At 61.5% G+C, this 13729-nt stretch carries 12 protein-coding genes; 10 read left to right on the top strand and 2 right to left on the bottom strand.

Features of this window, described 5'->3' with window-relative positions:
- Nucleotides 1-91: 91 nt before the first annotated feature.
- The 9 genes from E2583_RS13705 to E2583_RS13665 all read left to right on the top strand — a co-directional run bounded on the left by E2583_RS13705 (nt 92) and on the right by E2583_RS13665 (nt 10692).
- Complete coding sequence (locus tag E2583_RS13705; protein WP_291596566.1) at nt 92-691, top strand: GspH/FimT family pseudopilin; 600 nt, start codon at nt 92-94, stop codon at nt 689-691.
- Nucleotides 692-808: 117 nt separating this feature from the next.
- On the top strand, nt 809-1333 hold the full coding sequence (locus tag E2583_RS13700; RefSeq protein WP_291596565.1) for a GspH/FimT family pseudopilin: 525 nt from the start codon (nt 809-811) through the stop codon (nt 1331-1333).
- Nucleotides 1321-1977: a type IV pilus modification protein PilV gene (gene pilV, locus E2583_RS13695; protein ID WP_291596564.1), complete on the top strand. Its 657-nt coding sequence runs from the start codon at nt 1321-1323 to the stop codon at nt 1975-1977. The genes E2583_RS13700 and pilV overlap by 13 nt, the downstream gene beginning before the upstream one ends.
- A gap of 2 nt (nt 1978-1979) precedes the next feature.
- Nucleotides 1980-2861 carry a PilW family protein gene (locus tag E2583_RS13690; RefSeq protein WP_291596563.1) on the top strand — a complete coding sequence of 294 codons (882 nt, stop codon included), beginning with the start codon at nt 1980-1982 and terminating at the stop codon, nt 2859-2861.
- Between the two features lie 19 nt (nt 2862-2880).
- A complete protein-coding gene (locus E2583_RS13685; RefSeq protein ID WP_291596562.1) occupies nt 2881-3639 on the top strand; it encodes a pilus assembly protein in 759 nt (252 codons plus the stop codon).
- Nucleotides 3640-3753: 114 nt separating this feature from the next.
- Entirely contained in the window at nt 3754-7329 is a 3576-nt protein-coding gene (locus E2583_RS13680) for a PilC/PilY family type IV pilus protein (RefSeq protein WP_291596561.1), read from the top strand.
- Nucleotides 7330-7361: 32 nt separating this feature from the next.
- The gene (locus E2583_RS13675; RefSeq protein WP_291596560.1) at nt 7362-7790 is read left to right on the top strand and encodes a type IV pilin protein; all 429 of its coding nucleotides are present in this window, start codon (nt 7362-7364) and stop codon (nt 7788-7790) included.
- A gap of 33 nt (nt 7791-7823) precedes the next feature.
- Nucleotides 7824-8933, top strand: a complete 1110-nt coding sequence (ribD, locus tag E2583_RS13670; protein WP_291596559.1) for a bifunctional diaminohydroxyphosphoribosylaminopyrimidine deaminase/5-amino-6-(5-phosphoribosylamino)uracil reductase RibD — start codon at nt 7824-7826, stop codon at nt 8931-8933.
- Between the two features lie 52 nt (nt 8934-8985).
- Nucleotides 8986-10692 carry a phosphatidylserine/phosphatidylglycerophosphate/cardiolipin synthase family protein gene (locus E2583_RS13665; RefSeq protein WP_291596558.1) on the top strand — a complete coding sequence of 569 codons (1707 nt, stop codon included), beginning with the start codon at nt 8986-8988 and terminating at the stop codon, nt 10690-10692.
- On the opposite strand, the gene E2583_RS13660 is transcribed toward E2583_RS13665, so the two are convergent.
- The gene (locus tag E2583_RS13660) at nt 10646-11689 is read right to left on the bottom strand and encodes a tRNA-dihydrouridine synthase (RefSeq protein ID WP_291596557.1); all 1044 of its coding nucleotides are present in this window, start codon (nt 11687-11689) and stop codon (nt 10646-10648) included. The two genes, E2583_RS13665 and E2583_RS13660, sit on opposite strands and share 47 nt — an antisense overlap.
- A gap of 192 nt (nt 11690-11881) precedes the next feature.
- Here E2583_RS13660 and E2583_RS13655 point away from each other — a divergent pair, with 192 nt between their 5' ends.
- Entirely contained in the window at nt 11882-12475 is a 594-nt protein-coding gene (locus E2583_RS13655) for a hypothetical protein (RefSeq protein ID WP_291596556.1), read from the top strand.
- Between the two features lie 33 nt (nt 12476-12508).
- On the opposite strand, the gene E2583_RS13650 is transcribed toward E2583_RS13655, so the two are convergent.
- Nucleotides 12509-13729 carry a class I SAM-dependent methyltransferase gene (locus E2583_RS13650; RefSeq protein ID WP_291596555.1) on the bottom strand — a complete coding sequence of 407 codons (1221 nt, stop codon included), beginning with the start codon at nt 13727-13729 and terminating at the stop codon, nt 12509-12511.

The raw sequence follows: 13729 nt of genomic DNA, 5'->3' as shown, positions 1-13729 counted from the left end.
AGACGGGCAAGCGGCACCACTCATCTCCAGTCAGCCGCCATTCATCCGGAACGATCCCCTCGCACACTCCTACCTGGCCTAGCATCGGAGAATGCTACGCCCGCGCCATCCGAAGACCGTCTGGAACAACGACACCCAAGGAGGATTCACCGCCGTCGAACTGATGGTGACCGTGACCATCCTCGCCATCCTGGCGGCTCTGGCCGTTCCCAGCTTCACGCCGCTCATCGAGCGTTGGCGCATGCGCCAGATTACAGAGGAGCTGCAATCCACCCTGTACCTCGCACGCGCAGAAGCCATCAAGCGTGGAGGAAACATCACCATCGTCCGTACTCTCGGCGACAGTGGCTGCAGTGACATCAGCGCCAGCCCGGCATTGTGGGATTGCGGCTGGCAGGTACTTTTCACCACTCCCGGCACCACCCCGGGCACCCCCACGACCACCAATCTGCAAAGGGCATCCGCGCCCTCCCGCACTCACATACAGCTCAGAGACGGACAGGGCCGGGGAATTGATACCAGCACCCCCATCAGCATAGACCGCTGGGGACAAATCACCCTTGGCAGCAATACCAGCTTCGATTTTCTGATCTACCCCTCCAGCTCCAGCAGCACCAACACCACCAAGCTATGCGTCCTGGCCAGCGGCCGCATCAAACGACTCGATATCGGAAGCGATCCCTGCACCTAGACACCACCCGCCCCTCGCATGGTTTGATTTCTTACTGTTTATTGAGGAGGTACAGGCATGTATGGCGCGACTTACTTTCCGCCTCATCACTACCTGATGAGAATCAGCAGCCATGGAATGACCAGTATCGAACTACTGCTCACCCTGGCCATCCTGGGCGTGCTTGCCGCCCTCGCGGCACCAAGCTTCAAGCCATTGATAGAGCGCTGGCGCATCAGGCAGGTGACCGATGAACTCAAATCGACGCTGTACTTCGCGCGCTCGGAAGCCATCAAGCGGGGCGGAAACATCACTGTGCAAAAACTCCCCAACAGAACCGGCAATTGCATCACTGCTCAAAACAGCAGCGACTGGGACTGCGGCTGGTTTGTCTGCCTGGATAGCAACGGCAATGGCATCTGCGCAGCGAACGAGATTGTTTTGCAGCGCTTTGACGCGCCCGCCACTGTACAGATCACCCGAACCAGCGGAGCAGCCAGCATCAAGTTCAACCGTTGGGGTCTGATTGATGGCAAGTGGCCAGGCTTCAGTCTTGTGCCCGTCAACCAATCCACGCTGAATCCAGCCGCCCTAGGCCTTTGCATGAGCTCCGGCGGGCGCATCCGCGTCATTCCCTCAGAAGAAATCCCATGCACTCCATGAAAGCCAAATCTCTATCCCGCCAACGCGGCATTACCCTCATCGAGTCCCTGGTCGCCATTGTCATCTCCGCCCTCGGCATCCTGGGCATCCTGGGGGTGCAGATGCGAACCCTGACCGATACCCAGACCACAGTGCGCCGGGCACAGGCCATTCGGCTGATCGAGGATCTCAGCGAGCGCATGAAAGTCAACCCGAATGCGCTGGCCGACCTGCAGGCCTACGCCTCTTCCTTCAACAACCAGCCGGTCGCAGGTGATTGCCAGACCCAGGCCTGCACCCACACCCAACTGACCGCCTACGACCTTGGCATCTGGAAGCAAAGTGTCAGCAACACGCTCCCCCTGGGGCAGGCCAACATCTTCCTTGCCTCAGGCGAGAGCGTGGACGCCAACCGTCGCCAGCTGGGAGTGATGATCAGCTGGCGCGAAAACGAAAAAAATATTGCCAGCGCAACCGACAAAGCCTTCTACAAGGACAACATCGATGCCACCAAGAACCGCGACAGCACCGGAACACTCAGCGCGGGATCTGACCAGACCTGCCCCAGCAACCGTGTCTGCCACCTGCAATACATCGCAGTCGCGGCACGCTGCGCTCCATATCTCGGTGGAGGCACCACCCAGTTCTTCTGTCCGGGAGCTTGATCATGGTCACCAGCAGCACCCATCAAAGCATCAAGCCGACCTATCGGCATTCACAACAAGGCGTCACATTGCTCGAACTCATGGTCGGAATTGCCATTGGCTTGATGGTGGTGGCCGTTGCCATGGGAGCGCTCATGGCCTCGCGCAGCATATCGGGCACAGTCAGTGACGCCACCGCGATCCAACAGCAAGCAGCCTATGCCATGCGAGTCATCGGCCAACAATTGCGCCAGGCCGGCTCCATCTATCTGAACCTCGACTATGCCGCAGGACAAAGCAGTGCCATCGCGGCATCGATGCCGGTAGCTTTCGAAGCTTCGGCTGCAGCCTCAGGATCAGGCAACAGCTTCACTCCGGCCAGCGACACTCTGTCAGGAACCAGCACGGGCCTGACCGTGGGTTACCGCCGTTACACCGAGGCGGTTTTCAACAGCGCTACTGCGCAATCGATGGTGCGCAATTGCCTTGGCGGCCCGACCGACACCAGCACCGACCAACGTCTGGAGAGCGTCTTCACGTTCAGCAATGGCAGGCTGCAATGTGCCGGCAATGGCGCAACAGCCCAGCCCATCGTGCAAAACGTTGCCGACTTCCAGGTTCGCTATCTGCTGCAGGACAACTCGGCACCAGGCAACACCAAGATCCAGTACCTATCAGCCACCAGCGTTGGTGCCGACAACTGGGGCAAGGTGCAGGCCGTTGAAGTCTGCCTGGTTTTACACGGCGACGAAGTGATCGATATGCCCGCCGGAAGCAGCTACACAGGCTGCAATGGAGCCGTGGATATGACAAGCCTGACGGGCACTCGCGCTCGTCGCATGCACATTGCCTTTCGCAACGTCTTTCAACTCCGCAGCCAGGGCCTGATCGGCACGGTGCTTTAACCCTGACCGAGAAACAGACATGCAACGCATGCCATTTACCTACACCAGAAAGACCCAGCAAGGCGTTGCCCTGTTCGTCGTCATCGTCTTTGTCATGCTGTCCATGCTGCTGGCGCTATGGGCTTCTCGCACGTCGCTGTTCAATGAAATGGTCGTGGGCAACGATGCCGACTACCAGCGCACCTTTGAAGCAGCGCAGGCTTTGATGCAGGATGCGGAACTGGATATCCGCGGAGAAAACTCTGACGGCAGCGTTTGCAGCGGCAGCGGCGACGTATGTCGCACCACCACCAACGCGAAGATCCCCCTGGAAACCAAGGACGTGGGCCCGTTGCTGTCCATGCTCACGGACCAGACACCAACAGCAGCACGAACCCCGGAGATGATTGCAACCATGTGTGACCATGGCCTCTGCGCCAAACGCGCAGACAAGCAAGACTTCTGGAATGACTCCGTGACGCTGGACAACATGACCAAGGCAAACGTCGGAGCACGCTACGGGCAATACACCGGGGCCACCGCCGGCACAGGCAGCAAGCCCACCAACCCGATCCTGTCAGAGACGGCCCCCAACAAAGGCGGCTGGTACTGGATAGAAGTCCTGCCTTACAGCGACAGCACCAAAACCTCGGCACTCATTACGGGCGGCTCCAGCAATCTGCTACCACTCAATTTGACACCCAGTGTGGTGTACCGGATCACGGCTCTGGCCTACGGCCGCCGCAACTCGATAGTGGTTCTGCAGCAGACCTATGCCCAGCAAAAGCTCAAGGACTAGGAGCAGCATCAGGCGCACCGCGCGCAGAGGAAAAGAGCTGCAAGCCTTGCAGACAGAGCGTTGCAGCAAGCTGCACTGAACGAACAGAAATCAAAAACCCAAGAGGAGCTCGCCATGCGTTGCAACACTCCCCCCCGTTTCCGCAAAACCCTGTTGGCACTGGCAGTCGGCGCCGCAATACTGCCCCAGCCGAGTTGGGCACTGGACCTGACGCAGGGACCGCCCGGCACCAAGGAGCCCTATGTGGCACCCAATGTCATCGTCTCGATCGACGATTCGGGCAGCATGGACTGGCAGATCAACAACACCTCCACAGGCCTTTCGACCATCACTGCGCCGGATGCCAGCGGTGTCTGGGACACCCGAGCCAAGCGCATCAACGTCCTGAAGTATGCGCTGACACAGGTTTTCAATGACACAAGCCTGCTGCCCGACAAGAAAATTCGTCTGGCGTGGCAGGCCATGTGGAACAACGGCAAGTCACCGGGGGTCGGTACCGGATATATCGATGGACGCACCACCGTCAACGGCGGGGCCAACAGCGTGGACAGCAGCACCAACGGCGTGAACTCGATGCAGGTGCTGCAAGGCACCCATCGCTCCGACTTTCTCAGCTTTGTGAGCAAGCTCTCTCCTGGCAATGGAACACCCACCCATCGAATGTTCAGTCAGGCAGACTCCTACATGCGACGCGGACTCAGCGTCAACGGCCCCTGGGCATCAGTGCCGGGCACCACCAGCGGAACCTACCTGGGATGCCGACGCAACTACCACATCATGTTCACCGACGGACGTTGGAATGGGACAATTTCCGGCGGCTCCCAGGACGACAACACCCAGGGCATCACCCTTCCCGACGGCACGGTCTATGGCAGCAATAGCCCAGCGACCCGCCCCAGCAACCAGCTCTATAGCGACAGTTATTCCAACACTCTCGCCGACTGGGCCTTCTACAGCTGGTCCAAGCCACTTCAGCCCTCCGGGCTGACAGGCGCTCCACAGCCTAATGCCGACTATCGCAAGGCACCCGCCACGGAGACTTTCGGAAAGGACAGTGCAGGCAAGGATGTCACCTTTGACCGGTACTGGAACCCGCGTTACAACCCTGCCACCTGGCCGCATATGGTGACCTACACCATCGGCATCAGCACCGATGCGACCACCTGGCCAGGCGCCAGCAAAATCATCGCCCCCAGCCAGCAGGTGCCATTCGGCTACGACAACAGTTTTCTCAATCTTGCGACCGGCAACCAAAAGTGGCCTGACATGAGCACCGGTGAAAACGTCCGGGCGCTGGACCTCTGGCACGCCGCACTCAACGGCCGTGGTCGCTTCTATGCGGTCATGACGGGACAGGACCTGGAAAAGGCTTTCCGCGAAATCATCGGCCAGATCGGCACCCAGACTGAGCCCGATCTCACATCAACCGCGACCAGCGGTGCCAACAACACACGCATTGACGTGGGCAAATTCACGGGAGCCTACGAGCCTCTGAATGCCTGGAAGGGGTTCATCACCGCAGAGACTGTTCAAGCCGACGGCACCACCGTGGTGCCGACCCCTGGCTGGGGCGGCAAAAACACGGCAGACAAACTCGATGCTCTTACCAATCTGGATAACCGTTTGGTACTGAGCTGGAGCGACCAATGGAACACCAACAATTACAAAGGAGGGGTTGCATTCCGCTGGAACGACAATGGCAGCAGCTATCTGAGCGCCGCCCAGAATGCGCTGCTGGGGCTCAATACCAACGCCGCCGGCGTGACCATCGCGACCAACGGCCAGAACAAGCTTAACTACATCCGCGGCGACCGCACCCTGGAGGGATCGGACTCTTCCGGATACACCACGACCAAGCCGTTTCGTGAACGCAAAAGCCGCCAGGGCGACATCATCAACTCCGTGATTTGGTACACGGGAGCACCCGCCAGCAACTATCCGCTCAACGGATATGCAGCCTTCACGCGAAACAACGTCTCTCGCACGGCCATGATTTATGCCGGTGGTAACGACGGCATGCTGCACGGCTTTTCCGCCGCCGACGGCAGCGAAAAAATCGCCTATGTGCCACGTGGCGTCATTCCCACATTGAACCTGCTGACTGCGCCAGCCTTCAACAACACCCACAGGTACTTCGTGGACGGCTCCCCCATGACAGGTGACGTGGACCTGGGTACAGGCGACCCGGCCGGTTCCAGCTACTCCCCTGATTGGCGCACCTTGCTGGTGGGAACCCTGGGCGCAGGCGGCAAAGGCTACTTTGTGCTGGATGTCACCAACCCTGCGAACTTTGCTGAAAGCAACGCGCAACAGTTGGTCAGGCTGGACCGCACTCGGGGCTCCACGGAAGCAACTCCCAACTGCAACCAGACAGGAATGAGTAGCGCCCAAAAGACGGCGTGCAGCGTTGCGCTTGAAGAAGACAAGGATATAGGCCACATCACGGCACGTCCCGTGCTGGACGAAAACAATCTGATGCGCACCACACAAATCACGCGCATGAACAACAACCGCTGGGCCGCGGTCATGGGCAATGGCTACAACAGTACCAACCAACGACCCGTGCTGCTGATCCAGTACCTGGACGGTGCCATGGAACTCAAGCGCATCCCTGTGACGGCAGAGGCGGCAGGCACCGGTAAGGCGGCCGATAACGGCCTTTCAGCGCCGCGCCTGCTGGACATCAACGGCGATGGCCTCCCCGACGTCGCCTACGCTGGAGACAATCTGGGCAATATGTGGAAGTTCGACCTGACCAGTGCCAACCAGGACAACTGGACGGTTGCCTTTGGAGGACAGCCTTTGTTTACCGCCAAGGGCCCCACGGCCCTGAACGCAACCACACGCCCAAACCCTCAGCCCATCACGGCCGTACCTACCGTACGTGCCAATGACCGCGCAATGATCGTGGGCAGCGGCAGCAACGCCAAGAGAATCTCTGTCGGCGGCTTGATGGTTGCTTTCGGCACTGGGCGAAACGTGACGCAAGACGACCCGAACAACGTGCAGGTACAGACCTTGTACTCGGTGCTTGACAACACACGCTACAGCATCGTCGACACGCCCATTGGAAAGCGGCTTCAGGTCAATCCCGGCGACAGCAGTTGCACACTCCCCACCAATGGCTGCATCCCCTCCCCCAAGGCACTCGGTGAAGGTACCGTCAACGCAAAGCTGGCAGAACAGAAGATCAGCGAGATCGGCAATGGGGATTTCGCCACTGTGGCAGCCAAGGATTCGAGCAACGAATTGAACAAGGACACCTGGGCCAACTTCAATGGATGGTTTATGGATCTGCCAGCCGTCGGAGAGCGCTTGCTCAAGCCCATGGAGTTTTATGACGGCAGCAACCTGCTCGCCGTGTACTCGCAAGTTCCCGCCAAGGGCTCGAATGTGGATGTCAATGTGGAAAGCTGCGAATCCACCTCGGTTGACGAAGAGCGTCAGTACCGCACTCTGATAAACATCATGGATGGCAAACGCCCCTCGGTACAGATCGTGGACATGAACGGTGACGGCCTCTACAACGCCAGCGATCTCTTTGTTTCTCGTGTCAGGGTCTCCAAGGGGTCCCACACCCTGATCACCCAAAAGAACAAGGTCTCGGACATCGATACCAAGAACAACAAAGAATTGCTCGCCCGCCTGCCAGAACAGTCGCTACGCCCCAGCTGGCGTCAGTTGAAGTAAGAACCAACTCCTACAAAAGAGGAAAACGATCCATGAAAAACAAGAACCGGGGATTCACCTTGATCGAGCTGATGATCGTGGTGGCAGTCATCGGCATTCTCAGCGCCATTGCCTATCCCAGCTATACCGAATATGTACGCCGCGGTCACAGGGCCGACGCTCGCGCCGGCTTGCTGCAGGCACAGCTTTGGCTGGAGCGAGGTGCCACTGCCACAGGCGTCTATCCCACTGCCCTGCCGGCCAATCTCACGTGGTCTACCGACGCCAGCAAACGCTACACCATCGGCCTTGCCGCAGGCAATACCAATGCAGCATTTACCTTGACGGCCACGCCTAAAAATCCCGGCCCACAGGCCGGTGACAAATGCGGAACCTATACCCTGTCCAACACCGGCTTGCGCGGAGCCAATGGCAAGACATCGGATCAATCTGGCTACGACCCCGACTGCTGGGGCAAGTAAGCAAGGCACCTCTGCATTACCATCCGGGGCAAGATGACCAATTCTGCCCATTTCATGAACAAAGCGCTTGAGCTGGCTGCCCAGGCGCTTTTTCTTTCCTCTCCCAACCCGCGCGTAGGCTGCGTGATTGTCGATGCGTCGAACCGCGTCATCGGTCGGGGCTTTACCCAGCAGGCCGGCGGCGCGCATGCCGAAGTAATGGCGTTGCGCGATGCGGCTTCGCAAGGCAACGACGTGCGCGGGGCCACAGCCTATGTGACGCTGGAGCCCTGCTCTCATCACGGGCGTACCGGCCCCTGCTGCGACGCCCTGATCGGCGCCGGCATCGGAAGGGTGGTGGGTGCCCTGACGGACCCCAATCCGCAAGTCGCAGGCCAGGGCTTCGAACGCTTGCGCGCGGCGGGCGTGGCCGTGGAAATCGGCCCAGGCGCGACCGAGTCGCGCGAGCTCAATCTCGGTTTTTTCAGCCGCATGGTGCGCGGCACGCCCTGGGTGCGCTTGAAGGCAGCCAGTTCGCTGGATGGCGTCACCGCACTGCACAACGGCCAGAGCCAGTGGATTACATCGGCCGCAGCGCGCACCGACGGACATGCCTGGCGCGCCCGTGCCTGCACGATTCTGACGGGCATAGGCACGGTACTGGAGGACAACCCGCGCCTGAACGTGCGTGACCTTGACACACCGCGCCAACCGCGCATCGCCGTGGTGGACAGCAAGCTGGACATACCCCTGGATGCTCATGTTCTGAAAGCACCTGGTGGTTGTTTCATATACACCTGCAGTACAGATCGTTCCAGGATTGAAGAATTGCAGGCGCTAGGCGCTACGGTCGTCGCTTTGCCGAATGCGGCAGGCAAGGTGGATCTGGCGGCCATGCTGCGCGATCTTGCCGCACGTGGCACGAATGAACTGCATGTGGAAGCCGGCTTCAAACTCAACGGCTCGCTGGTTCGCGAAGGTCTGGTCGACGAGCTTCTGCTCTACCAAGCTCCCAAGCTGCTAGGCACAGGAGCCATGGGCATTGCCAACTTCGGCCCGCTCGACCGCCTGGATCAGCGCCTGCCGCTGGAGTTCCGCGATGTCGCCCGCCTGGGGCCTGATCTGCGCATTGTTGCCAGAGTCCAGGGACGAGAGCATTTCTAGCGCAGTCTGTGTCCGACATGTGAAATCAGTCAGAGTGGGTTACAAAGCTGCAATGACGGCTTTTCATTCCATATCGTTTCAGCTGAAGCAGCTGCGGCGCTCCAGGCATCCGGCAGCAGTGCTTTGCTGCACTCTCGCGGCGATGCTGCTCACGGGCTGCGCTGCATCGCTACCCAAGGAGGTGGAGCGCCCCGTCAGCACGGCCTTGAGCCAGCCCCAAAGCACGGACCTCGGCCTGCTCATCGCCCAGGCCCGTCCTGCCAAGGCCAAGCCGGATGCCTCGGCTTTTGCCTTGATCTCCGGGCCCAGACATGCTTTCAGCAGCCGTATGGCACTGGTACAGAACGCCCAGAAAACGCTGGATCTGCAGTACTACGCCATTCATGCCGACCAAAGTACCGGGCAGTTGCTGCGCGCCGTCGTGCAGGCGGCCCGGCGCGGCGTGCGCGTGCGGGTGTTGCTGGACGACTTCCACAGCACGGGGCCCGATGCGCAGGTCATGCGCCTTGCTTTTGTGCCCAATGTGGAAATGCGCATGTTCAACCCGCTGGCAGGCTCCCGCGCCTCCAGCATCGGCCGGGCATGGACGCTGCTCACCGACTTTCAGCGGGCGCAGCAACGTATGCACAACAAGCTGTTCGTGGCCGACAACACCCTGGCCGTGATTGGCGGCCGCAATCTGGGCGATGCCTACTTCGATGCCTCCGATGTCGGCAATTTTGTCGATCTCGATGTTCTGACCGGCGGCCCCGTTGTCAAGGAGCTGTCGCGCAGCTTTGACCGCTACTGGAACAATGTGCGCGCCTACCCGGTGCAGTCGCTGATCAGCGAGCCAGACCTGCTCAAGCTCAAAACGCAATTTGATCAGGAAGACGCCAGCAGCCAGGAAGAAACTGCGCCGGGCGTCACCGCCCCCGAGGACAGCCCCCTGAATCTGAACCAGATCCCATGGATCTGGGCGCAGGCCATGGTGCTGGCAGACAGCCCGGCCAAGATTCCCGTCGAAGGTACCGAGCGGGCTGCTGGCGAGCCACCTTTGGCCGCCGCCGTGCTCGATGCCGACGATGCCTACAGCCCGCCCCCTTCCGCCACACCGGCGCTGAATGCCGAGTCGGTGGTCGACGGTCTGCTGGCCCTGATACGCTCCGCCAAGCAGGACCTGCTCGTGGTCTCGCCCTACTTCGTGCCGGGGCCGGAGATCATGGATGCCTTTCGCGCCGCACGCAGCAAAGGGGTACGCATCCGTGTGCTGACCAATTCACTGGCGTCCAACGATGCACCGCTGGCCCATGCCGGCTATGCGCGCCACCGCAAGGCGCTGCTGGAGATGGGCATCGAACTGCATGAAATGCGCAGCGAGGCAGCCAATGTGCGCTCCGCATTGCGCGCAGGCGGCACGGGCTCCAGCGGCGGCAGCGCAGGAGCGTCGCGGGCCATGCTTCACACCAAGCTGCTGGTCATCGACGGTCGCCTGGTCGCCGTGGGCTCCATGAATCTGGACATGCGCTCACAGCGGCAGAACACCGAAATCGCCGTGCTGATCGCCAGCCGCCGCTTCAGCCAGCTGGCTGGCGACAGCATCAATGAAAGCCTGCCCGAAAACAGCTGGCGGGTGGATCTGGACCCCAGGGGACAATTGGTCTGGCGCGCGCCTCAGGGCAGCGGACTCGGCGACTCGAGCTCGGAGCCCGATGCCAGCCTGGGCCTGCGCCTCATGCTGCAGCTGCTAGGGCCGCTGGCTCCGGACAGTCTGCTTTAGACACGGACTGCGGCCAGGCCCACTCCTGCTGCAGATCGCGCAGCGGCAAGGCCTGCACCCAGTCGCTGATGGCGCGTTGATCGGTCTGGGTGCGCACTTCCTGATAAGCCAGCTCGGCCTCGGGGAAGCGCCTGCGCATGAGATTGAGCCACTGCTTGAGCCGGCCTGCACGCTGGCGCGGCTCCAGATCCTCGCAGACCATGTGCCAGAAGCGCTGCACCTGGGGCACCAGCGCCAGCCAGTCAATGCCCGCAGCCGTCGTGCCAATGCCCTGCTCCACGGCGCGGCGCACGGCCAGTGCCAGGCCCGGGTCGGCCACGATGCCGCGTCCCAACATCAGGTCTTCGCAACCCGAGACTTCGCGGCAGCGCAAGGCCTCCTCCACCGTCCAGATCTCGCCATTGGCCACCACATTCACGCCCACCGCCTCGCGGATGCGTGGAATCTCTTCCCAGTAGGCCGGCGGACGATAGCCATCCAGCTTGGTGCGTGCGTGGACCACGATTTCACAGGCGCCGCCGCTTTCCATGGCCTGGGCGCACTCGGTCATCAGCGCCCGGTCGTTGAATCCCAGCCGCATCTTGGCCGATACGGGCAGCTGCGACGGAACCGCCTTGCGCACGGCTTCGACCACGCGGGCAATCTGCATGGGGTCCTGCAGCAGCGATGCTCCTCCACCATGGCGATTGACCACCTTGGCCGGACAGCCGAAGTTCAGATCGATGCCTTCGGGCCCGAGGCGCGACAGATTGGCCGCATTCTCGGCCATGCTGACGGGGTCGGAGCCCAGAAGCTGCGCCCGCACCGGCACGCCGGCCAGCGTCCGGCTTCCGTTTCGCAGCTCGGGCATGGTGCGCAGGTAGACCTTGTCCGGCAGCAGCGAGCCGCTGATGCGGATGAATTCGGACACGCAGCGATCCGCACCGCCCACCCGGGTCAGCACGTCGCGCAGCACAAAATCCAGCAGCCCCTCCATGGGCGCAAGCAGCAATCTCATCTCAGATTCACACCAGATTGACCTGTAGCGCTCATCCAGAAACGCCAGCAGCGGTTAATTCAGAAGCAATTGGCAGGCTTGAACAGCAATGACTGGCCGATCCACTGCGAAATGGCGCAGATTCACACCAGTGTCATCGTCAGCCCATGCAATAGCGCATCCGCACTTGCAATGCACCAGACAGAACCAGCCATGATTTTGCAGAAAACCGCCAAGGCCCAGCAGGAACTCCAGCCCGGATCGCGACAGCTACCACAGCGCGCGCGCTCCCTGCTGCTGCTGGCCGGCGGCAAGCGCATGGAGGAACTTGCCGCCATGCTGGGTAGCGATCATGCCGCACTGGCCGGGCAACTGGTGGAGCAGGGGTATCTCCAGCTGGTGCCGTCACCCACCGCCCCCAGGGAACGCGGTGCAGCCCACCATCCAGCTGCGTCTCTCGCCGCCCTCGGCGAAAGCCCGGCCGCACCGGCCCAGGTGCCCGCCGAGCACGCCTCTGCCACAGGGCCGGCCATCAATATGGCGGGAACCCGCATGTATCTGTTCGATCTGTGCGAACGCCTGTTTGCCAACCGTCACGAGGCATTGGCCCAGACGCTGCGCAGCCAGCTACGCGAAGCCAGAGATCTGGACAGTTTGCGCAGCGCAGGCATCAGCCTGTTGGCTGCAGTCCAGGAATATGCGGGCGAGGAACGCGCCCGGTCGCTGCGCGAGCGGCTGGCGGCCCTGCTGGCAGACGGCGAAGCAGCCGACATGCCACGCCAGGAACTGCAGGGAGCGACGACCTAGCTTGATGGCAGCCGACGCTCCGGTAGCCAGTGGTCAGCCCGCCGCAGCAAGACGCCAGAGCGAAGTCACTTCGGCAGCGCGCGCAGCGTGCAAGGGGTCTTCGCGGTCCTGCACCTTCCCGTGATGCGGGCGGACATCCTCTCGCCCCAACACCTTGAGGCCACCTGATTCAATCCAGCCCAGCAGCTCGTCACGGGTGCGCAGCTTCAGATGCTCGGCCAGGTCGGAGAGGATGAGCCAGCCTTCGCCGCCTGGCAGAAGGTGCGCTGCCAGGCCTTGCAGAAAGCCACGCAGCATGCGGCTGTCTTCGTCATAAATGGCCTGATCCAGCAGCGAGGCTGCCTTGCCGGGCAGCCAGGGCGGGTTGCAGACGATCAGGCCGGCCTTTCCCTGCACGAACAGATCGGTGCGCTGCAGTTCCACCCGTGACGCATGACCCAGACGCTGCAGATTCTCGGCGGCGCAGGCCAGCGCACGCTCGCTGGTGTCGGTGGCAACCACCGACTTCACGCCGCGCTTGAGCAGCAATGCAGAGAGAACACCCGTGCCGACACCGATGTCCCAGGCCTGTTGCAGAGCGGCAGCGGGAATGTCAGCACGCGCCACCAGATCGAGATACTCTCCGCGCACGGGCGAGAAAACGCCGTAGTGCGCATGGATACGGCCACCATCCAGCGCGGGAATCTCCACTCCCTTCTTGCGCCATTCATGGGCGCCGACCACCCCTAGCAGATCTCGCAGCGGAACCAGCACGGTCTGCGCTTGCGCTTTGGCCGGAACCGCACCCCAGGCTTCGGAACAGGCCAGGCTCCAGTCAGGAGCGCGACGCAAGGCGCAATGCCATTGCATATCCAGCTCGATCAGAATGCTGGCCAGCATGCGAGCACGCTGGGCCTGGGACTGGCGGTACAGATGAAACGCCTGGGGAAAGCCTGCAGCCGCAGGGCTTTTTGCGCTTGCCGGGCTCTTGCGCCGGGACTTCTTGTCGAGCCGCCGGCCCAGCGCCAGCAACAGCTGACGCGCATTCTGGAAGTCACCGCGCCACAGCAACGACGCACCTTCGCTGATATGGCGAAACGCCGTATCCGCAGGCATGGTGTCGTCGACGACTTCGACGCGACGGGGCTTGGGCAAGCTGCTTTCGGTGCGCCACAAGGCTTCATGGACCAGGGCCTGCTCCTGCCATTGCAGCAGGTCGAAAGCAGATGCGGGAGCGCAGACGGAGGCCGCGAGCTTGCTATGAGGAGACGTCAC

The sequence above is a fragment of the Comamonas sp. genome (assembly GCF_009360615.1).
GTDB lineage: Bacteria > Pseudomonadota > Gammaproteobacteria > Burkholderiales > Burkholderiaceae_C > Comamonas.
Note: the sequence above shows the minus strand (reverse complement) of the source record. Positions and strands in the feature narration are given on the sequence as shown.